At 48.8% G+C, this 22,432-nt stretch carries 17 protein-coding genes; 4 read left to right on the plus strand and 13 right to left on the minus strand.

What is annotated here, in order from left to right; all coding sequences use genetic code 11:
- Positions 1–36 precede the first annotated feature (36 nt).
- The 4 genes from V1501_RS20485 to V1501_RS20500 form a co-directional block, all read right to left on the minus strand.
- Positions 37–1,323, minus strand: a complete 1,287-nt coding sequence (locus V1501_RS20485) for a UDP-N-acetylglucosamine 1-carboxyvinyltransferase (RefSeq protein WP_409290711.1) — start codon at positions 1,321–1,323, stop codon at positions 37–39.
- A gap of 240 nt (positions 1,324–1,563) precedes the next feature.
- Positions 1,564–2,214 (minus strand): fructose-6-phosphate aldolase, encoded by a 651-nt coding sequence (fsa, locus tag V1501_RS20490; RefSeq protein ID WP_409290712.1) that lies wholly within the window; start codon positions 2,212–2,214, stop codon positions 1,564–1,566.
- A gap of 134 nt (positions 2,215–2,348) precedes the next feature.
- A complete protein-coding gene (locus tag V1501_RS20495) occupies positions 2,349–3,206 on the minus strand; it encodes a class II fructose-bisphosphate aldolase (RefSeq protein ID WP_409290713.1) in 858 nt (285 codons plus the stop codon).
- A gap of 240 nt (positions 3,207–3,446) precedes the next feature.
- Positions 3,447–3,809, minus strand: a complete 363-nt coding sequence (locus tag V1501_RS20500) for a response regulator (protein ID WP_409290714.1) — start codon at positions 3,807–3,809, stop codon at positions 3,447–3,449.
- 225 nt (positions 3,810–4,034) lie between these two features.
- On the opposite strand from V1501_RS20500, the gene V1501_RS20505 reads away from it, so the two are divergent.
- On the plus strand, positions 4,035–4,562 hold the full coding sequence (locus tag V1501_RS20505) for a DUF2529 domain-containing protein (RefSeq protein WP_409290715.1): 528 nt from the start codon (positions 4,035–4,037) through the stop codon (positions 4,560–4,562).
- A 62-nt stretch (positions 4,563–4,624) separates the two neighbouring features.
- Here V1501_RS20505 and V1501_RS20510 read toward each other — a convergent pair whose 3' ends face one another.
- Positions 4,625–6,232, minus strand: a complete 1,608-nt coding sequence (locus V1501_RS20510; RefSeq protein ID WP_409290716.1) for a CTP synthase — start codon at positions 6,230–6,232, stop codon at positions 4,625–4,627.
- Between the two features lie 300 nt (positions 6,233–6,532).
- Positions 6,533–7,120: a DNA-directed RNA polymerase subunit delta gene (gene rpoE / locus V1501_RS20515; RefSeq protein WP_409290717.1), complete on the minus strand. Its 588-nt coding sequence runs from the start codon at positions 7,118–7,120 to the stop codon at positions 6,533–6,535.
- 358 nt (positions 7,121–7,478) lie between these two features.
- Here rpoE and V1501_RS20520 point away from each other — a divergent pair, with 358 nt between their 5' ends.
- Positions 7,479–8,270 (plus strand): Nif3-like dinuclear metal center hexameric protein, encoded by a 792-nt coding sequence (locus V1501_RS20520; RefSeq protein WP_409293483.1) that lies wholly within the window; start codon positions 7,479–7,481, stop codon positions 8,268–8,270.
- Positions 8,271–8,419: 149 nt separating this feature from the next.
- Here the strand turns inward: V1501_RS20520 and icmF are convergent, their stop codons facing one another.
- The 7 genes from icmF to V1501_RS20555 all read right to left on the minus strand — a co-directional run bounded on the left by icmF (position 8,420) and on the right by V1501_RS20555 (position 19,322).
- Positions 8,420–11,677 (minus strand): fused isobutyryl-CoA mutase/GTPase IcmF, encoded by a 3,258-nt coding sequence (icmF, locus tag V1501_RS20525; protein WP_409290718.1) that lies wholly within the window; start codon positions 11,675–11,677, stop codon positions 8,420–8,422.
- The gene (locus V1501_RS20530; protein ID WP_409290719.1) at positions 11,677–12,312 is read right to left on the minus strand and encodes a TetR/AcrR family transcriptional regulator; all 636 of its coding nucleotides are present in this window, start codon (positions 12,310–12,312) and stop codon (positions 11,677–11,679) included. Before V1501_RS20530 ends, icmF begins: the two co-directional genes overlap by 1 nt.
- Before the next feature lie 69 nt (positions 12,313–12,381).
- Positions 12,382–13,524 (minus strand): acyl-CoA dehydrogenase, encoded by a 1,143-nt coding sequence (locus tag V1501_RS20535; protein ID WP_409290720.1) that lies wholly within the window; start codon positions 13,522–13,524, stop codon positions 12,382–12,384.
- A gap of 34 nt (positions 13,525–13,558) precedes the next feature.
- Positions 13,559–14,689, minus strand: coding sequence for an acyl-CoA dehydrogenase (locus V1501_RS20540; RefSeq protein WP_409290721.1), 1,131 nt, complete (start codon positions 14,687–14,689; stop codon positions 13,559–13,561).
- 35 nt (positions 14,690–14,724) lie between these two features.
- Entirely contained in the window at positions 14,725–15,576 is an 852-nt protein-coding gene (locus tag V1501_RS20545) for a 3-hydroxybutyryl-CoA dehydrogenase (RefSeq protein ID WP_409290722.1), read from the minus strand.
- Between the two features lie 35 nt (positions 15,577–15,611).
- Entirely contained in the window at positions 15,612–16,799 is a 1,188-nt protein-coding gene (locus tag V1501_RS20550; protein ID WP_409290723.1) for an acetyl-CoA C-acetyltransferase, read from the minus strand.
- 414 nt (positions 16,800–17,213) lie between these two features.
- Positions 17,214–19,322, minus strand: coding sequence for a (Fe-S)-binding protein (locus V1501_RS20555; protein ID WP_409290724.1), 2,109 nt, complete (start codon positions 19,320–19,322; stop codon positions 17,214–17,216).
- Between the two features lie 194 nt (positions 19,323–19,516).
- Here V1501_RS20555 and cls point away from each other — a divergent pair, with 194 nt between their 5' ends.
- Both cls and uvsE read left to right on the plus strand, forming a co-directional pair.
- On the plus strand, positions 19,517–20,719 hold the full coding sequence (gene cls, locus V1501_RS20560; protein ID WP_409290725.1) for a cardiolipin synthase: 1,203 nt from the start codon (positions 19,517–19,519) through the stop codon (positions 20,717–20,719).
- Between the two features lie 693 nt (positions 20,720–21,412).
- Complete coding sequence (gene uvsE / locus V1501_RS20565) at positions 21,413–22,366, plus strand: UV DNA damage repair endonuclease UvsE (protein ID WP_409290726.1); 954 nt, start codon at positions 21,413–21,415, stop codon at positions 22,364–22,366.
- Positions 22,367–22,432 lie beyond the last annotated feature (66 nt).

The following is a 22,432-nucleotide window of genomic DNA, read 5'->3' on the forward strand; positions in this document are numbered from 1 at the left end:
AGAAAAATGTAACACATTAAGCGGAATATACAGGGATTATGAGCTCTTTAGCTGTTCAGCCTCTTCTTCCGAAAGCTTTTCACGCCAAACCGTTGCCCCAAGACCGGTCAGTTTTTCCTCAAGGTTGCTGTAGCCCCGGTCAATATGCTCAAGCCCAGTAATTTCAGTGATGCCTTCTGCCATCAGACCGGCAATCACCAGGGCTGCCCCTGCTCTCAGGTCACTCGCTTTCACCTTCGCTCCATGCAGCTGAACCGGCCCCGAGACAATCGCTGAACGGCCTTCTACCTTAATATTGGCACTCATGCGTCTCAGCTCATCGATATGTTTAAACCGGGCTCCGTAAATAGTATCGGTGACAACTGCCGAACCGGAAGCTTTGGTCAGGAATGCCGTAAAAGGCTGCTGAAGGTCGGTCGGGAACCCGGGATAAACAAGCGTTTTGATATCTACGGCCTTCAGGTATTCCCCAGGTGACACGAATATCTGGTCATCCCCTGTCTCAACATTCACTCCCATTTCCCTAAGCTTCGCTGTAAGCGATTCCAAATGCTGAGGAATAACATTATCCACAATGATCCCGTTTCCGGCTGCGGCAGCCAGGATCATGAAAGTTCCCGCTTCAATCCGATCGGGGATAATTGTATGGCGGCAGCCGTGCAGGCTCTCTACTCCGTCTATGCGGATGATATCTGTCCCCGCACCCTTGATGCGCGCGCCCATATTGGTCAAAAGGGTGGCGACATCGATGATTTCAGGCTCTTTCGCTGCATTTTCAATGGTTGTCCGCCCTTTGGCCATCACGGCAGCAAGCATGATATTGATCGTTGCGCCGACACTGACAACATCCAGATAAATTTTGGCACCCTTCAGTTCATCGGCACGGAGGTAAATCGCTCCCTGCTCATTCGTGATTTGTGCTCCCAGGGCCTCGAAGCCTTTAATATGCTGATCGATTGGTCTCGGGCCCAGGTGGCAGCCGCCCGGAAGCCCGATGACTGCCTTCTTGAACCGGCCGAGCATGGCTCCCATAAGATAATAGGATGCCCGCAGTTTTTTCACACGGCCGTTTGGCAGCGGCATGGAGATCATTTTCGAGGGATCGACTGTCATTTCATTGTCGGAAAAGGAAACCGTCCCCCCTATTTCCTCAAGCAGGCCTTGCAATATATCAACATCAGATATCTCGGGAAGTCCCTCAAGGGTTACAGGTGAATTGGCTAAAATGGTGGCTGGAATGAGCGCAACGGCACTGTTTTTAGCACCGCTGACCCTGATTGATCCCTTAAGGGGATATCCGCCTGCGATTTTAAGTTTTTCCATAATAATACTCCCTTCTAAACCTGAGCGGTGGTATGAATGTGATTTTGAACAAAGGAATTTATTTCCATGGCTTATATGCATAAGATGTCAGTATCCGATACTGTCTAGTTTACACAATTATGCCTATTTCATGTAAGCAAATTTAGATATTTTTCCATAGTTCGTTTGTGCCAATACTTCCTGCTGCCACGTTCCCTATACCACCTGCTTCAGGATAGAATCCTTCTTTCAGAAACTTTTCTATTTAATTTCCCTGGTATTCCAATCAGCGAGGAACGCATCAATGCCCTTGTCAGTCAGGGGATGCTTGAATAGCCCCATCAAAACTTTATACGGAATGGTCGCAATATGCGCACCTCTCAGGGCAGCCTCCGTCACATGAAGCGGATGACGGATGGAAGCGGCGATGATCTGCGTATCCAGGCTATGGATATGGAGGATGTCAGCGATATCTGAAATGAGCTGCAGGCCATCCTGCCCGATATCATCGAGCCTGCCTAAGAAAGGGGAAACATAAGTTGCTCCGGCCCTTGCTGCAAGCAGCGCCTGGTTTGCATTGAAAATGAGCGTTACGTTGGTCTCGATTCCCTGCTGGGACAGTTTGTGCACAGCCTTTAAGCCTTCAGGGGTCATGGGTACTTTTATCGTAATATTAGGGGCAATGGCGGCCAGCTCTTCCGCTTCCTTCAGCATGCCTTCCGCATCCAGGGCGATGACTTCGGCACTTACCGAACCTTTTACAAGGCCCGTAATTTCTTTGAGGCGGTCATGGAAAGAGACATTTTTTTCCTTGGCGACAAGGGATGGATTGGTGGTGACTCCAGCCAGCAGGCCGAGCTCATGTACTTCGCGGATTTCGTCAAGATTTGCGGTATCGATAAAGAATTTCATAGGTACCCCTCGCTTTTTGTCGGAATTTTCAATATCTTTCTATTAAAAATAAAAAGGGAAAGTGTGCTGTTTCCCCTTGGTGTAATATGAAAAACCGAAACCACTGCTCCGAGCGGTTTCGATTTGTCACTAAATTATGCTTTGCTGCTTGATCCGAATTCACGCATCTTGCCGGCAACTGTCGCTTTAATGGCTTCGCGGCCAGGCACGATGAATTTACGCGGGTCATAGACTTCCTGATCTTTGTTAAGAACTTCGCGGACAGCCTTCGTGAATGAAATCTGGTTTTCCGTATTAACATTAATCTTAGAAGTTCCAAGAGAAATGGATTTTTGGATATCCTTAGTCGGAATACCTGTACCTCCGTGAAGAACTAACGGAATGCCGGTTGAATTGCGGACTTCTTCCATTTCCTTGAAGCCAAGGTTTGGTTCGCCTTTATAAGGACCGTGAACGGAGCCAAGTGCTGGTGCCAGGCAGTCAACGCCAGTGCGCTCAACAAGCTCGGCACATTCTTTTGGATCTGCGTAGATGACGCCCGCAGCAACTACATCGTCTTCCTGACCGCCGACTACTCCAAGCTCAGCCTCAACAGAAACTCCTTTTGAGTGAGCATATTCCACTACTTTGGAAGTAGTTTCAATGTTTTCCTCAAACGGATGATGTGAAGCATCGATCATAACAGAGGTAAACCCGGCGTCAATTGCTTCTTTACATTTTTCGTAGCTTGATCCGTGATCAAGGTGGATCGCTACAGGAACCGTAATCTTCATATCCTGCAATAATCCCTTGACCATCATTACGGTTGTGTAGAAGCCGCCCATATGACGCGCAGCACCTTCAGACACACCAAGGATGACCGGTGATTTTTCTTCTTCTGCAGCGGCCAGGATGGCTTGAGTCCATTCCAGGTTGTTGATGTTATATTGGCCGACTGCATATTTACCCTCGAGGGCTTTATTCAGCATTTCTGTCATAGAAACTAAAGGCATTATGTTTCCTCCTTAAGTAAGTAGAACTGATTAACACTGCCAATGCAGAGTTCCCTCCTAGAATTTTACCTTTAATGATAGAGACCTATACGTTAAAGAAACCAGAAGGATTTAAAAACCATTTTAAGCATAACAATTGATAGTGCAATGAGCAACAAATTACCCACGCCAGTCCTGCAAAATTTAAGGAATTTCCTTTAATTGTGAACACTCACCGAAAATTATGACGATTGGGAGGGCTTACACTAAAATATTTTCCCTCACTGCCTTGCGGATGTCATCAATATCGAACGGTTTGGCAAAATGGGTGAGCGCCCCGAGGTCCCTTGCTTCCTGGATCATATCCAGCTCCCCGTAGGCTGTCATAATGATGATGCGGATGTCCTGATCCATCTGTTTCATCCGTTTAAGGATCTCGATTCCGTCCATCCCCGGGATTTTCATGTCGAGCAGCACAAGGTCGGGCGGATATTTCTGGACGATATCAAGGGCCTGCGGGCCGTTTGCAGCCTGGAATGTTTCATAGCCTTCCCTTTGGAGAACTTCATTCAGCAGGATCCGTATTCCAAATTGATCATCAACTATCAATACTCTTCTTCCCATTTTGTTCTTACCCCTTTTCTAATTAGAGAAATCATATTTGAATCTGGTTTATACACCAGTCCATGTTTTTGGCATATCTAAAATACTTCTCCCTGCAGTTCCATAATTCCTGCATATTTTGTTGATTTTGTGGCATGTACCGTTTAACCAGGCGGCATTTTCGTGCGAAAAGAAACGGGATATGTTATATAAGAGAGAAGATATTAACGCAGGAGGAGTTTTATCATGCTCAAGATTTTTTCTACCCAGCTGACTGGGGTTTATAACCGGATTATGGATGGGGAAGAGTTTTCCCTTGAAGACGGTGCAAGGCTGCTATGCCAGGCGGTTGTCAGAGAGGGCTCTTTGTATCTTCACGGTTTCATGGAGATGCAGGGAGTGATGGCGGAGGCATTTTACGGCTCTGAACCGCTGGAATTTGCCAAGCCGCTGCCGGACAGCCTCGCTGATATAACCACAGCCGACCGCGTCCTGCTGTTCACCCGCACTGCAGACGACGAAGAAGCCGCTGCCCTCGGCCGGGAGCTCCGCAAGCGGGACATCGCCTTTGTCGCTGTCTCCTCTCTCCACAAGGATCAGCCGAATGAACTCGCGGACCTTGCCGACATCCATATCGATACCAAGCTCACACGCGCACTGCTTCCCGGCGACGACGGCGGGCGGCACGGCCGTCCCTCGCTCATGGCAGCCCTGTTCGCCTACTACGGCCTGAAATTTAATATCGAAGAAATCATCAGCGAGTATAACGAGTAGGGAAATAGGGGACAGTCCCCTAAAGAAAAAAGCTGAACCGGGTGGTTCAGCTTTTTTTCGTATTATAGTTTTTCGCTGAATTTCAGGGATGCGCCGATGAAGTCGCGGAAGAGCGGCTGCGGACGTGTTGGTCTGGATGTAAATTCCGGATGGAATTGGCATGCCAGGAACCAAGGGTGATCCGCAAGTTCTACTATTTCGATCAGACGGCCGTCAGGGCTGGTACCGGAAAAGATAAAGCCAGCCTTCTCCATTTCCTGGCGGTATTGGTTGTTGAACTCATAACGGTGCCGGTGGCGCTCATAGATGACTTCATCCTGATAGGCTTCATAGGCTTTCGTGCCCTCCGCGAGCTTGGCAGGATAAAGGCCGAGCCTCAATGTGCCGCCGAGATCTTCTATATCCTTCTGCTCCGGAAGAAGGTCGATGATCGGATAATCTGTAACAGGATCCAGCTCAGAAGAATGTGCTCCTTCAAGCTTCAGCACATTGCGTGCATATTCAACGGAAGCAAGCTGCATGCCGAGGCAGATCCCGAAGAATGGCTTCTTGTTCTCACGGGCGTATTCGATCGCAAAAATCTTCCCTTCCACACCACGGTCGCCAAATCCGCCAGGAACGAGGATTCCGTCCGCCCCATCAAGAAGCTCGCCGACATTCTCCTTCGTCACATGCTCAGCATTGATCCAATTGATATCAATGTCAGAATCGAACTGGTAGCCAGCATGCTTTAGTGCTTCAACAACAGAGATATAAGCATCCTGAAGCTCAACATATTTACCGACAAGTGCAATCTTTGCCGTTTTGGACAGGTTCTGCACTCTTTCTACGAGCGCTGTCCAGTCGGTCATTTCTGCTTCGCCGCATTTCAGTTTCAGATGGTCGCATACAATCTGGTCCATGTTCTGCTCCTGAAGCGTGAGCGGAATAGAGTAAAGCGTTTCAGCATCGCGGCATTCGATTACTGCCTTTGTATCAATATCACAGAACAGGGCAATTTTATCCTTCATATCCTGGGAGATTTCCATCTCTGTGCGCACGACGATGATATTAGGCTGGATGCCAAGGCTCCGCAGTTCTTTTACGCTGTGCTGAGTCGGCTTTGTTTTCATTTCTCCGGCAGCCTTGATGTATGGCACCAGTGTACAGTGGATGTACATAACATTGTCGCGGCCGATATCGCTTTTGATCTGGCGGATTGCCTCAAGGAATGGAAGGGATTCGATATCCCCGACGGTACCGCCGATTTCTGTGATAACCACATCTGCATTGGTCTCGCGGCCAGAGCGGAATACGCGTTCTTTGATTTCATTTGTGATGTGCGGGATAACCTGTACAGTACCGCCAAGATAATCGCCGCGGCGCTCTTTTTTAAGAACGGTTGAGTAGATTTTTCCGGTCGTTACATTGCTGTGCTTGCCCAGGTTGATGTCGATGAAACGCTCATAGTGGCCAAGGTCAAGATCTGTCTCTGCGCCGTCGTCGGTCACGAAGACCTCACCATGCTGGTATGGGCTCATCGTTCCCGGATCTACATTGATGTAAGGATCGAACTTTTGGATGGTTACGTTCAAGCCTCTGTTTTTCAAGAGTCTTCCAAGCGACGCTGCTGTAATTCCTTTGCCTAGAGAAGAAACTACCCCGCCTGTTACGAAAATATACTTTGTCATCTGTTACTTCCCCCTTCAAATCGCTTCCTCTCGGAGCATTCCCTGTTCCTGCCTGATACTGCTATGCATAAAGTCCATTAACTGGATTTACTTTAGGATGGCTCAACCAAAAATGATAACTTTCTCTGAAAAAGTTTGCCACAAACGAGAAAACTTATGATTTTTTCCAGAAAAAATAAAAACGCTCCGCTTACGTAAAGTAAGGGAGCGGTATAATCGTTCTCTGTGCCCTTTTTGTTTTAAGGAGCCCAAAAATGATTCTACAAATATCACTATTAAAAGTCAAGCACTAACTCATATTTAGACATTGTCGTCTTCTTCATCCGAGTCTTCCTCATCGGAGTCCTCATCATCCTCATCAAGGTCAGTCTCTTCGTCGTCGAGGATGAATCCGCCTTCCTCAAGTGCTTCTTCGATGTCTTCTTCAGCATCATCGTCGTCATCGTCATCGTCGTCATCCAGAAGATCGTCATCATCTTCGACGAGGTCTTCTTCTTCCTCGAAATCATCAAGCTCATCATAATCCAGATCTTCGTCTTCGACTTCATCGAAGTCTTCAATATCCTCTTCCTCGGCCTTCTTCGCCTTTTTCTTCTTAGGCTTGGCAGCCGGAAGAACTTCGTCTTCGATTTGATCGACAGGATACCATGCTTTCAGGCCCCAGTGGTTTTCACCGCGTGACGTGAAGCGCCCGTCCGCATTCAGGTCTGTATAGAATTGAGCGAGCCTGCTTCTGAGCTCTTCATCAGATATTCCCTGGAGGCGTTTGGCTTCCTCGAGAAGGTCTGCAAAGGCAATTGGTTCCTTCCTGCCTGCAAGGATACCATAGGCAAGTTCTATTAAAGACATTTCCTTTAATTCTTCTTTTGAGTACTGACTTAAACTCAAAGTCTCTGCACTTCCTTTCTATAATACGCACCAATAATCCCTGAAACTTATTAGAAAGTCCAGGAATGACCGTATGTATGCTAAGCTTGACAGCTATGAGATCGATGTAATATTGCTAGACATATATAACATTATAAACAATAGACATTGGAATATGCTAGTTCAATGTTGCAGTTTCCCCTGTTTTTCCAATTTATTACCCCAAAATCGGAAAAATTAAGGATATTCATTTCATTAGGCACTACCATCATGCCCAATTTCTCTAGAAATCAGACTATGACAGACAAAAATTCTGTACCCGGCAGCCTTCATTTGGATTACTATGTTAAAATACCAGGAATGAAAGCGGGGGCCCATGATGAATATAAACGATTTTGAACAGACAATCACATCTTTATTCCCTAAAGAATTGCTGGAGGAATTCCACGATGACTATGGATTTACATACAAGTCCGGCCGCCCCATCCTTAAGGCAGGCTACTCCACGAATCTCTCACTGGAAGTCATAGAGGAGGCAGCCCTAAAGAACGCAGACCTGATCATCACCCATCATGATGCATGGGACTTCATCTATGGACTGAGGGAGGAATGTGTAAAGAAGCTGAAGGACTATGGAATCAGCCACTTCTGGATACACGGCCCCCTTGATTATGCAGACTTCGGCACCTGCACCTCCCTTATGACGCGCCTTGGGGCTGATTCTATCTTAAAATATTCCTCCTATAAAAACGGCGACGATCCGGGGATCGCTGAGTTCAAGGATCCTGTCAGCTTTCAAGCTCTGATAGAACGGATGAATTCAGCGTTGAATGAGCCGGTGCGTGCCTGGAAGCACCACGACCGCCCAGTAAAAAGGATTGGTGTATTGACCGGGGCCGGCCATACCACTGACCGCATCAAATTCGCGCTGGATGAAGGCTGCGACACTTACATAACCGGAGAAGCGACTCTCTATACGGTGCAATATGCCAAATTTGCCAGCATCAACCTCCTGGCCGGCAGCCATACATTTACAGAGATCTTTGGTGTCGAGAGCCTGGCCAGAAGGGTCCGGCAGCTGCATCCGGGGGTAGAAATTTTCGAGATTGAAGAGGAGCACTTTGAACTTGCCCCTAATTTAGCAGCGGGTCAGGTGAGACCCCGCAGGTGAAGGCGGGGAGGCTCACTAACCGATCCGCGCAGGCAGAGAGCTCCTGGAGCGGAAATCATTCTTCCATGTATAGCAGCTGCAATATGTCTGAAAACAGCCTTATGTAAAAATCCCTCCTGCCCGCTAAACAGACAGAAGGGATTTTTTTATTACATATTTCTGCGGTACTGCCCGCCGACTTCATAAAGAGCATTTGTTATCTGGCCAAGGCTGGCTGATTTTACAGTCTCCATAAGCTCAGCGAAAATATTGCTGCCGCTGTAGGCAGCCTTTTGCAGGCGTGCCAGGGCCGCATCTGCTTCTGATGCGTGTTCCTGCTGGAATTTTTTCAGATTATTAATCTGCTGTTCTTTTTCCTCCGCGGATGCCCGGGCAAGCTCCATGCTGTTCAAATCCTCATCAGATGGAGGATTCGGATTCAGATAAGTGTTGACCCCGATGATCGGCAGTTCGCCGGAGTGTTTCTTCATTTCGTAATACATGCTCTCATCCTGGATTTTCCCGCGCTGATACTGTGTTTCCATGGCTCCGAGCACGCCTCCCCGGTCATCGATCCGGTCGAACTCCTGGAGGACCGCTTCCTCTACAAGGTCTGTCAGTTCTTCAATAATGAACGAGCCCTGAAGCGGGTTTTCATTCTTGGACAAGCCATGCTCCTTGGTGATGATCATCTGGATGGCCATCGCCCTTCGCACGGAATCCTCGGTCGGAGTCGTGATGGCTTCATCATAGGCATTTGTATGAAGCGAGTTGCAGTTATCCTGGAGTGCCATCAGAGCCTGCAGCGTTGTCCTGATATCGTTGAAGTCAATTTCCTGCGCATGAAGCGACCTTCCCGAAGTCTGGATATGATACTTCAGCTTCTGGCTCCGCTCGTTCGCACCATATTTATCCCTCATTACAGCAGCCCAGATTCGTCTCGCCACTCGTCCGAGGACGGTATACTCCGGATCGAGTCCATTAGAGAAGAAGAATGACAGATTGGGTGCAAAGTCATTGATGCTCATGCCGCGGCTCAAATAATATTCCACATAGGTAAAGCCGTTGGCCAGGGTAAACGCCAGCTGGGAAATCGGGTTGGCACCGGCTTCAGCAATATGGTAGCCGGAGATGGAGACAGAATAATAGTTCCTCACCTTTTTATCAATGAAGTATTCCTGAACATCACCCATAAGTCGGAGTGCAAACTCTGTCGAGAAAATGCAGGTATTCTGCCCCTGGTCTTCCTTCAGGATATCTGCCTGGACTGTTCCCCTGACAGACTGGAATGTTGCTTCACTCACCATTCCATACTCCTCGGCTGTCAGCGCCCGGCCAAGCTCCGCTTCCTTCTTCTCCAGCTGCTGCTGAATGGCTGTATTCAGGTACATCGCAAGGATTATCGGCGCCGGACCATTGATGGTCATGGATACAGATGTGGACGGATGGCATAAGTCAAAGCCGGCATACAGCTTTTTCATGTCTTCAAGTGTACAGATGCTCACGCCGCTCTCGCCCACTTTTCCATAGATGTCCGGCCGGTAGTCCGGATCCTCCCCGTAAAGCGTCACCGAATCAAAGGCTGTACTCAGGCGCTTGGCAGCATCATCCTTGGACAGATAATGGAAGCGGCGGTTTGTCCTCTCAGGCGAGCCTTCCCCGGCGAACTGGCGCTTTGGGTCCTCACCTTCCCTTTTGAAAGGGAACACCCCGGCCGTATATGGGAAGAATCCAGGGGCATTCTCGCGGTATACCCAGCGGAGGATCTCGCCGTAATCCTTGAACTGCGGCAGAGCCACCTTCGGAATGTCCAGACCTGAAAGGGATTTCACCTTAAGAGTGGTCACGATTTCCTTATCCCGGATCTTAGTGACAAATCGGTCTGCTGCATATTTCGCCTTGAAGGCCTCCCAGCCCCCGATGATGTTCCTGGATTCCTCAGAAAGTGACTGATAAGCCTCCTCCTTCAGGGCTTCAAGGGATGAGACAATCTCAGCCGGCAATTCCTTTTCCTGGACAGCGGAGACCGCACCTTCAAGCTGGAACAGCCTGCGGGCCGCTTCTTCCTGTTTTTTTGCTTTCGTATGATAATTTCTGACTGTTTCGGAAATTTCACGCAGATAGTAGCGGCGGTCATTTGGAATGATAACATTCTGTTTTACGACATCTGCATCCTTTGAAAAGCTCGTTGTCCAGTTAAGGCCGGCTTTTTCGTTTATCTTCTCAACCAGTGCCGCGAAAAGGGCGTTGGTCCCCGGATCATTGAACTGGCTTGCAATCGTCCCGTAAACAGGCATTGCACCCGTCTCTTCATCAAACAGCATCCGGCTTCTCTGGAACTGCTTCTGAACCTGGCGTTTTGCATCCTCAGAGCCCTTCCGCTCAAATTTATTAATGACGATCAAATCGGCAAAGTCAATCATATCAATCTTTTCAAGCTGTGAGGGAGCACCAAATTCACTTGTCATCACATACATAGAAAGGTCTGTTACCTCAGTGATGCCGGCATCGCCCTGGCCGATTCCGCTCGTCTCCACAATGATCAAATCAAAGCCGCCTGCCTTCACGACACTCAGGGCGTCCTTCAAGGCAAGCGAAATCTCACTTCCGGATTCCCTGGTGGCGAGACTCCGCATATACACCCTTGGGCTGAAGATGGCATTCATCCGGATCCGGTCGCCCAGCAGCGCACCGCCTGTTTTCCGCTTGGTAGGATCAATGGAGAGAATGGCAATCCTTTTATCCGGAATCTCATTCAAGAACCTGCGGATCAATTCATCGGTCAGCGAGCTCTTCCCGGCCCCGCCCGTCCCGGTGATTCCAAGGATCGGAACATCTCCGCCCTGCTGTTTTACCTCATCGAGCACCTTCTCTACGGCTGCAGCCGCCTCATCCTTAACGCTCACTCGATTTTCAGCAAGCGTGATAAAGCCGGCGATCGTCTTATGATCGCCTTTTTTCAGCTGGTCCAGCTGTCCCAGAAGATCAGGGGAAGCTGTAGCGAAATCGCATTCCTTGATCATGATATCGATCATGCCCTGGAGCCCATACTTCCGTCCGTCCTCAGGGGAGAAAATCCATGCGATCCCATAATCATGGAGCTCCTTGATTTCCTTTGGAATGATAACACCGCCCCCGCCGCCGTAAATTCGTATGTGGGAGGCACCTCTTTCCTTCAAAAGATCATACATATATTTAAAATATTCCACATGGCCGCCCTGATATGATGAAATGGCAATGCCCTGTACATCCTCCTGGATGGCTGCGTTCACTACTTCCTCCACCGAACGGTTATGGCCAAGATGGATGACCTCGGCGCCGCTTCCCTGCAGAATGCGCCTCATGATATTAATAGAAGCATCATGGCCGTCAAATAAGCTTGATGCGGTCACGAATCTGATATGATTCTTTGGCTGATACCCTTCCATTACGTCAATCTCTCCCCTCTTCTGCACAATCCATGAAAAAGCAGATTTGTCTGGTGGTCCACATACTCTTCAAGTGTGAACATTTTTTTCAATGCCCATCTCCTGAAGCTCCACATCTGGCCCTGGACAAAAATATTGTGGGCAATCATTTTGACTTCTGGCTCCGTCAGGCGGAGTTCCCCTTTTTCCACACAGTGATGGACCATTTCTTCGAACATGGCGACCATTTCGATTTCCTTTTGAAGGACATATGGCAGTGCGTCCTTCGTCAGCGATTTGACTTCCTGATACATGACCAGGACCTCATCCTGCATGTCATCCATCACCTTGAAAAAGTTATAGATGCCAAGCTTCAACGATTCCAGGGTTCCCACCTTTGTATCGAGCCCCTGCTGCAGGCGGTCCCGTACCTCCTCATAAATATGGTCGCAGACGAGATACAGCACATCTTCCTTTGTCCTTATATATTCATAGAGAGTACCGATGCTGAATCCGGCTGCCTTGGCTATTTCCCTAGTGGTTGTACGGTGAAAACCCTTCTCCTTAAAAAGAGTTACGGCACCCTTGATCATTTCATTCCTTCTTTTTAAGATCAGCCGCTCATCCTTGACTGTGGCGTGAATGTCCCTTTTCATCGTCACCCTCCCGCCTTCTCTCTTATTCGAAAAAGGGAAAAAGGCACGTGTGCCCCCCTCTCCCGGCATTCAGTCCTTGGTGATCATTCTTGAGATGACCAGCTTCTGAATTTCCTGTGTTCCTTCATAAATCTGGGTGATCTTCGCATCCCGCATATAACGCTCTACAGGATAATCCTTCGTGTATCCATAGCCGCCGAATACCTGGACTGCCTCTGTTGTCACCTTCATAGCCGTATCGCCGGCAAACAGTTTAGACATTGCAGATTCCTTTCCATATGGCAGGCCTTCGGACTCAAGCCATGCAGCCTGGTAGGTCAACAGGCGTGAGGCTTCGATCTGCGTGGCCATATCGGCAAGCTTGAAGCCGATTCCCTGCTGGGCTGCAATCGGCTTGCCAAACTGCTGGCGTTCTTTTGCATAAGCTACGGATGCATCGAGCGCTCCCTGAGCGATACCGACGGCCTGGGCAGCAATTCCGTTCCGGCCGCCGTCAAGAGTCATCATCGCGACCTTAAAGCCTTCTCCCTCTTTACCGAGCATGTTTTCTTTTGGCACACGGCATTCTTCAAAGATGATTTCAGTCGTTGGTGATGAGCGGATCCCCAGTTTCTTTTCCTTTTTGCCGACGCTGAAGCCTTCGAATCCGCTTTCAACGATGAATGCGCTCGTTCCCTTTTGCCTGGATGACGGATCAGTCAAAGCAAACACCACATAAATATCGGCAATGCCGCCGTTGGTAATGAAAATCTTGGAGCCGTTCAATACATAATGATCTCCATCAAGCCTTGCCGTGGTCCTCATTCCCCCGGCATCTGAACCGGAGCCCGGTTCTGTAAGGCCGTATGCTCCAATTTTTGTACCTTCTGCAAGCGGGCGCAGGTATTTCTGCTTTTGCTCCTCAGAGCCAAATTTGTAAATGGGCCAGCCCGCAAGCGAGGTGTGGGCAGACAGGGTTACGCCTGTGGATGCACAAACCCGGGAAAGCTCCTCAACTGCGATGCAGTAAGCAAGATAGTCACTGCCGATTCCACCGTACTCTTCCGGCCACGGAATGCCTGTCAGGCCAAGGCCTGCCATCTTGTCAAAGATTTCCCGGTCAAACCTTTCTTCTTCATCGCGTTCGGCAGCTGTCGGAGCCACCTCTTTCTGAGCGAAATCACGTACCATTTTGCGGATCATTTCATGTTCTTCTGTTAATTTAAATTGCATGATTATTCCTCCAGGCTATTTAATCTGATGTGGTTTAAAGCTCTTTTCCGATGACCATTCTCTGTATTTCGCTTGTACCTTCATAAATTTCTGTGATCTTTGCATCCCGGAAGTAACGCTCAACAGGATACTCTTCTGTATATCCATAGCCTCCATATACCTGGACTGCTTCGATGGCTGTATCGACTGCCGTCTTTGATGCAAACAGCTTTGCCATGGAAGCCTCCTTGCGGCATGGAATGCCTTTTGACCGAAGATGGGCCGCCCGGTAAAGGAGCATTTTAGATGCCTCTATATTCGTCGCCATTTCAGCAAGCTTAAAAGCCACACCCTGCTGGGCGGCAATCGGCCGGCCGAACTGCTCGCGCTCCTTTGCATAGGAGACGGCATGCCCGAAGGCACCCTCGGCAATACCTAGTGCCTGTGCGGCTATCCCGATCCTGCCTGCCTCTAGATTGGCCAGGGCCACCTTCATGCCCTCGTCTTCCTCGCCGAGGAGCTGATCTTTGCTTATTTTCATATCTTCAAAGGTCAGTGAAACCGTCCTGGATCCATGAAGCCCCATCTTGTGCTCATCCTTCCCGATGATTAAACCGGGAGTGCCTTTTTCCACAATAAAGGCCGAAATACCCTTCGTCCCTTTTTCCGGACTTGTGGAAGCAAAGGTGATATAGGTATCCGCTTCTCCTCCATTTGTAATGAAGATCTTGGAGCCGTTCAGGATGTATGAATCGCCATCCCGCGCGGCGCGCGTCTTCAAGCTTCCGGCATCAGATCCTGCCGATGGCTCGGTCAGGGCAAAGGCGCCCAGGAATTCACCAGAGGCAAGCCTGGGGATATATGTTTGTTTTTGTTCATCTGTACCGAAGTACAGGATGGGGTTCGTCCCGACCGATGTATGGACGGAGAGGATGACGCCTACTGTTGCACTTACTCTGGATAATTCATGAACGGCAATGATATAAGAAATATAATCCATTTCTGCCCCGCCATATTCTTCAGGGATGGGAATCCCCATCAGCCCGAGTCCTCCCATCTTCCGGATGATTTCACCCGGGAATTCTCCCTGCTCCATCTTCGGGATGAATGGCTCAATCTCGGTGCGGGCAAAGTCCCGGACCATTTTCCGCATCATTTCCTGTTCTTCCGTAAATCTAAAATTCATCGATGCTCCTCCTGGAGTTCATTTTTGCTGTCTGCTCAGCTGTAGCTGTAAAAGCCCCTGCCTGATTTGCGGCCAAGCCAGCCGGCTTTCACATATTTCCTCAGCAGAGGGCATGGACGGTACTTATCATCACCAAAGCCGTCATGGAGTGTCTCCATGATATAGAGGCAGGTATCGAGGCCAATGAAGTCAGCAAGTGTAAGCGGACCCATTGGATGATTCATCCCGAGCTTCATCACCTCATCAATCGCTTCCTTGGAGGCCACCCCTTCAAACAGGGTATAGATGGCTTCGTTGATCATCGGCATCAAAATCCGGTTTGAGACAAAGCCCGGGAAATCATTCACCTCCACCGGAACCTTTCCGAGCTTCCTGGCCATATCCTCGACAGCCGCGTATACTTCCTCTGCAGTCGCAAGCCCCTTGATAATTTCCACAAGCTTCATTACAGGCACAGGGTTCATGAAATGCATGCCGATTACCTTTTCGGGCCGTGCTGTCGCAGCCGCTATCTCCGTAATGGGGAGGGATGAAGTGTTGGTTGCAAGGATGGAATGCCGAGAGCAAATTCTATCAAGCTCTGAAAAAAGCTCGGTCTTGATTTTCATATTCTCCACAGCCGCTTCTATTACGATGTCAGCACGTCCTGCGTTATCAAGCGAAGTCGAGCGTTCGATCCTGTTCAGCGCAGCTTCCATCTCTTCGGAAGAAAGTTTGCCTTTTGAAACCTGCCGTTCCATATTTTTAGAAATGGATGCAAAGCCGCGCTCCACAAACTCCTCTTTGAGATCATGCAGCAGGACGTCATAGCCGCCGGCTGCACATACGTGGGCAATCCCGGATCCCATCTGGCCTGCCCCGATCACCATTACTGTTTTAATTTCCAATTTGGTTTCCTCCTCGTCTTCGCGGCCCGCCTGTCTTATTTCCCCGGTACTTCAACCATGATGGCATCACCCTGACCGCTGCCTGAACAGATGGCTGCCACGCCGATTCCGCCTCCGCGGCGCTTCAGCTCATTGATGAGCGTGATGATGACCCTGCCGCCGCTTGCCCCGATTGGATGGCCCAGAGCGACCGCTCCTCCGTTCACGTTCACCTTCTCATGATCAAGACCGGCAATTTTGCTGCTGGCGAGGGAAACCGCTGCAAATGCTTCGTTTATTTCAAACAGATCAATTTCATCTGCCGATTTCTTCGTTTTCTTCAAAATTTCATTGATGACCAATCCTGGAGTTTTCGGGAAATCCTTCGCCTCGACCGCAACCTCTGCGTGGCCGATGATGTACGCAAGCGGTGTTTTACCCTCCTGACGGCAGCGGTCCTCGCTCATCAGTACAAGTGCTGCCGCTCCGTCATTAACGCCAGGGGCATTTCCTGCAGTGATCGTCCCATCCGCCCCAAAGGCCGGCTTCAGCTTAGTGAGTGCCTCGATTGTAGAATCCTTCCTGGGAGACTCATCCTTTGATACGATGATCGGCCCGCCTTTACGCTGCGGCACTTCCACCGGAAGAATTTCTTCATCAAAAAGTCCATTTTCCATCGCATGGATGGCACGCTGATGGCTTCTTAGCGCCCACTTATCCTGATCCTCGCGTGAGATCTCAAGATCAACAGCCGTGCTGTTCCCGTACGTTCCCATATGTGCACCTGTAAAACTGCAGCTCAGGCCGTCGTGGATCATCAGGTCCTTCATCGGCGCATCGCCCATCCGGAGTCCCCATCTGGCTTTTGGAATGAAATAAGGAGCATTGCTCATGGATTCCATCCCTCCTGCCACGATCACTTCTTCATCGCCCGAGCGGATGATCTGGTCAGCCAATGTTACACTCCTCATCCCTGAGGCACAGACCTTGTTGATGGTTTCCGTTTTAATGCTCCAGTCAAGCCCTGCATGCCGTGCAGCCTGGCGCGAAGGCACCTGGCCCTGACCTCCCTGGAGAACAGTCCCCATTATGACCTCATCCACACCATCCGGTGAGATGCCTGCCCTCTCGATTGCTTCCTTAATAACCTTCCCGCCAAGCTCTGAAGCTGTAAATGTGCTGAGGCCGCCGCCGAATTTACCAAATGGAGTTCTCACTCCGCTCACGATCACTGTTCTGCCCATCTGTGTTCCTCCTCTAATTTCGGTATCGCCTTTTTTGCCGGCCTCTGCAGGGGTGACTGAACGCTCGCTCGGATTCAGGCCGCATATGAAAGCGCTTTATTTATATCTTAACTGATTTAGCTGTATATTCAAAATACTTTATAACCCGTTCTTTTGTTCCTCTCAGTTTTTATCCAAAAGAAAAGCCGCCTGGCAAAATGGTTACTATCATTTTTCAGGCAGCTTCAATACTCCAGGCTGTTTCCGCATATATTATAGCTTTTGAACAAGAGATTGGTTCTCTGCTGCAGGCACTCACTTTACACGGGCGTCCCGCACCTTCCGCTTCAATCCGCTTGCTTAATGATTTGAATTCTTCACAGATTATTACTAACAAAAATCTTTAAGAAAAGAGCTTTACTTAAAAACCATAGATTAAGCCACGGTTGCGGCTTCACCGATTATTGATTTTTCAAGCAGTTCGGCAACGTCATAGGTTTTGACGTCATCTTCCGCTTCCTTTGCTTTTGTTCCATCGGTGATCATGGTGAGGCAGTACGGACAGCCTGAGCTTATAACGGATGGATTTACCGCAAGCGCCTGCTCCGTGCGTGAAACGTTGATGCGGTGTCCGGTTTCTTCTTCCATCCACATCAGGCCGCCTCCCGCTCCGCAGCACATGCCGTTTTCGCGGTTCCGCTCCATCTCCACAAGCTTGACTCCAGGAATGGCACGGAGGATATTCCGCGGTGCATCATACACCTCATTGTATCTGCCAAGATAGCAGGAATCATGGAAGGTGATGGTTTCATTGACTGGAAGTTTCGGCACAAGCCTTCCTTCTTCAACAAGCTTTGCAAGAAGTTCGGTATGATGATATACCTCTGCCTTCAGGCCAAAGTCAGGATACTCATTTTTGAAAATATTGTATGCATGGGGATCGATGGTGACAATCTTTGTGACTTCATTTTTCTCAAATTCTTCAATATTTTTAGCGGCCAGCTCCTGGAAGAGGAATTCGTTCCCCAGCCTTCTTGGAGTATCGCCGGAGTTCTTTTCCTTGTTGCCAAGAATTGCAAACTTAACGCCAGCTTCGTTCATCAGCTTAGCAAATGACAGGGCGATCTTCTGGCTGCGGTTATCATAAGATCCCATGGATCCCACCCAGAAAAGATATTCGAATTCCCCGCCTGCCTTCTTTACTTCTTTGACAGTCGGAATCTCAACATCATCGCGCACCCCGCGCCAGTCTTCACGCTCTTTGCGATTTAATCCCCATGGATTGCCCTGGCGTTCGATATTGGTCATTGCCCTCTGTGCATCTGGATTCATTTTCCCTTCCGTCAGCACCAGATAGCGGCGCATATCAATAATCTTATCCACGTGCTCGTTCATGACCGGACACTGATCTTCACAATTGCGGCATGTTGTGCATGCCCAGAGCTCTTCCTCTGTGATGACCTCCCCGACTAGTGCAGGGTTGTATTCCACTGCCGCTGCAGCTTCCTTCGCCCCCTGCCCGGCCGCGGCTAAGGCCAGCTGGTTTCCTTGTGTGTTCGCGAAAGCAAGTGTCGGCACCCACGGCTGAAGTGAGGTAACGGCTGCTCCCTTGTTGGTCAGGTGATCGCGCATCTTGAGAATGATATCCATCGGGGAAAGCATTTTACCGGTTCCTGTTGCCGGACACATATTCGTACAGCGCCCGCACTCCACACAGGCGTATAAATCAATAAGCTGGAGCTGGGTAAAGTCTTCGATTTTTCCCGCACCGAAGGTTTCCTGGGTTTCATCCTCGAAGTTCACGGCACGAAGCTTCCCAGGCGTCGTGGTCCGGTTAAAGTACGTATTGGCCGGTCCCGCGATCAAATGGGCGTGCTTTGACTGCGGCACATAAACAAGGAAGGACAAAAGGAATAATAGATGCACCCACCAGGAAATGTAGAACAGAGTGATGGCACCCGTCTTGCCGATCCAGGCGAAGGCACCGGCAAACAGTGAGGCAACCGGCTCGCTCCAGCCTGCCTCCTCCCCATGCCAGATAAGGGCCATTCCATTCCCGAGCAGGACAGAGAGCATTAAACCGCCGATAAACAGAAGAACAAGCCCTGACTTAAAGCCTCTCTTAAGACGGACGAGCTTTTCTACATAGCGTCTGTAAAAAGCCCAGACCACTGCCACAAGAATCATGAGGGTCACGATTTCCTGGAAGAAGGTGAACCCTTTGTATAGAGGTCCAAGCGGCAGATGTGCGCCAGGAAAAAGGCCTTTAATGATGAAATCCAACGCTCCGAACTGGACGAGGATGAAGCCGTAGAAAAACATAACATGGATGATTCCGCTTTTCTTATCCTTCAAAAGCTTTTTTTGTCCGAATACATTCACCCATACCTTTCGGAGGCGCTCCTTGACATCACTGTCGAACTCCTCTTTCTTCCCGAGCTTGATATAGGCAATCCTGGTCTTGATCAAATAGACAAAAAGGCTGACTGCGTAAGCGGTTACAATCAAGAAAGCAATAAGATTGACCCAAAGTAATATGTTCAATGTTGTTTCTCCTTTCTCTGAGACGACAGAAGAGTTTAATTTTTCAGAAATATCTTACCTCCATTATATAATGAATGAGCATTCAGTCAACCATTTTCTATACATCATTCTCTCCTGTTCCTCTCCCCGCTGTCTCATAGTTTTCAACAAATGGAGCAGACTATGGACAAAGAAAGAAGAGGAGGAGAGCGTACTTGTATACTTTGTTAATAATCCTTCTTGTATTGGCTCTTCTCTGGCTGATTCTGCTTGCAGATTTTAAGCTTGGGAGGAGGTTCCATTTAAAGCGGGCCCACCGGCGCGACTTCCCTTACCGATATAGTGACATCGCCTTATTTACTGACGGCATTGCCTTATTTGAGGATATGTTTGCCGAGATCAAGGCGGCACACCATCATATTCACATTTTATTTTATATTGTGAAAGAGGACCATTTCAGCCGGGAATTCCTGGCCCTCCTAAAAGAAAAAGCACAGGCTGGCATTGAAGTCCGCCTTCTCCTTGACTGGATGGGAAGCTTCGGATTAAAGAAAAAAACCATCAAAAGCCTAAAGGCTCACGGCATTCAAATCGCCTTCTGCCAGGTTCCGAAGCTCCCTTTCCTTTTCTACTCCGCACAAGAGCGCAATCACCGGAAGATTGCAGTGATAGATGGAAAAAAGGGCTACCTTGGGGGTTATAACATCGGCAAAGAATATATAAATGAAGATCCTAAACTCTCCCCGTGGAGGGATTATCATTTGAAAATCACGGGCGAGGGGGCCATGGATCTCCAGGAGGAATTCCTCGAAGACTGGCTCGAAGCCACCGGGAGTGACTTTAGGAAGTCCACCCTGTACAGAAACGAGGTTCAGCGCGGCCGGTGCCGCCACCTTCTTGTTCCCTGTGAAGGCGTCCATCTCGAGGAAAAATATATAAAGCTGATCCGGAAGGCAGAAGAAAAAATCATGATCGGGACTCCCTACTTCATCCCGGGCGAAAAGCTAGAAAGAGAGCTCTTGGCTGCCTTAAAAAAAGGCATCAAGCTGACAATCATCGTCCCAGGAAATTCGGACCATGCACTGGTAAAGGAAGCCTCGTATAAATATTTCCGGAAACTTGTACCCGAGGGTGCCCAGGTGTATCAATACCAGAAAGGCTTCTACCATCCCAAGGTCATCCTGATTGATAACCAGGTCGTCGATGTCGGCACCTCGAACTTTGACAAGCGCAGCCTATTTCTGAATCATGAATTGAACTGCTATATCTTTGACAAAGACTGCATCAGGCATGTAGAAGAAGCTCTCAGAGAGGACCTCCAGCACTCCTGCCCTCTCGATATCAAAACCATATCTTCATTCAACCCATTCAGAACCGCAAAAGAATGGCTCGCCGCTTCTATCTCTCATTTTTTATAGGTTTTCTTGAAGTATGTTGTTTCTAATGGGTATATGAGGTGATTGCATTGTTAAGTGAGGGTTCGCTGGAGCATAAGGAGAAACCTTTTTGTGAGCAGATTTAATTATAAAACAGTGATTGAAGCGGAAGGCGCGAGACTCCTGATCCGGCTGCGAGACTTTCGACCCTCGAGTCAAATCCGTGGGCTAACGCATAAGTGCGACTATGCTTCTGTGTTATCGGGTCTCTGCCTGCCATAGTAATTTATTTTTTTATTTAAAGTAATAATCATTCTACATTTAATGCTATTAAATTTAGCAGGCACCGTTCTCCGCTTTTCATTACGGGACCTGCTGGAGTGAGACCCCGCAGCAAAGCGAGGAGGCTCACAGCCCGCCCCGCGCAGGTGGAGTGCGTGCAGCGGAAATCAACTTTCTCATTCAAAAACCAAACAGTATGCATAAAAAGCTATTCTATAAGAATGTTGTTTATTAATAGTCCTATGAACAGAAAAAATTAATAAACAATGCTGGTTGGATTGTATGGTGTAAGACTCCGCAGCAAAAACTCTACAGGCCGTACTTTAGGCGTAAACAGTATTTATTAGTCTGGATTATGCAGCCGAGTTATGAAAACACCCCTTTTAAAAGGGGTGTTTATATGGATAAAGTTTGGGCTAAGTAAAAGTATCCACTACTGCAAAGGAGCAGCTCATGAAAATACGTTTTGGCTATGTATCGACCGCCTTGAATTTATGGGAGGCATCCCCATCAAGGACAATGACCTTTAAGCGTTTTGGACAGCTGGGCCCGGAAGAAGCCCGCCTGAGGCTGCTGGAGCTCACACTGCAAAACTTAAAGAATACAAAAAAGATTCTACATTATAATATCGCCCATGACATCGAATTATACCGGTTCTCCAGTTCCCTTGTACCCCTGGCGACGCATCCCGAGGTCATGTGGGATTATATCACTCCTTTTGAAAAGGAATGGGAGGAGATCGGCTCCATGGTCAGGGAGCACAGTCTCAGGGTCAGCTTCCACCCAAGCCAGTATACGCTCTTTACCAGCGCTAATGAGCAGATAACCGCCAATGCGATTAAAGACATGGAGTATCATTACAGAATGTTTGAGGCGATGGGCATCCAGCATCATTCAAACATCAATATCCATGTGGGAGGAGCTTACGGTGATAAGCCAGCGAGCATCGCGAGATTCCACGAAAACATCAAGCTTCTCCGGCCGGACATCAAGCGTGCGATGACCCTTGAGAATGACGATAAAACCTATACGGTGGATGAAACGCTGGATGTATGTGAAAAAGAGGATATCCCGATTGCCTTCGACTATCACCACCATATGGCCAACCCCGTCGAAACCCCGCTTGAGGACATCCTGGCGAGGGTCTATAAGACCTGGGAAAGGACAGGACGTGTGCCAAAGATCCATGTTTCGTCCCCGAAGGATGAAAAGAACTACCGCCATCACGCTGATTATGTCGACCTGGAATTTATCATGCCGCTGATCAGGATATTAAAGGAGATGGATGTGGATGCAGACTTCATGATCGAGGCCAAAACAAAGGATAAAGCCCTGCTCCAGCTTGTCGGGGATTCAGCGAAGATTCGCGGGGTAAAGCGGTTGAGCGGTGCAACTATCATGTGGTAGAGCACCTGCCGCAAAAAAAGCCGATGAAGATTTTTCTCTTCATCGGCTTTTTGGATTCCCGGAGGT

The sequence above is a fragment of the Paraperibacillus esterisolvens genome, assembly GCF_046237625.1.
In the GTDB taxonomy this organism is placed as follows: Bacteria; Bacillota; Bacilli; order Bacillales; family DSM-1321; genus Paraperibacillus; species Paraperibacillus esterisolvens.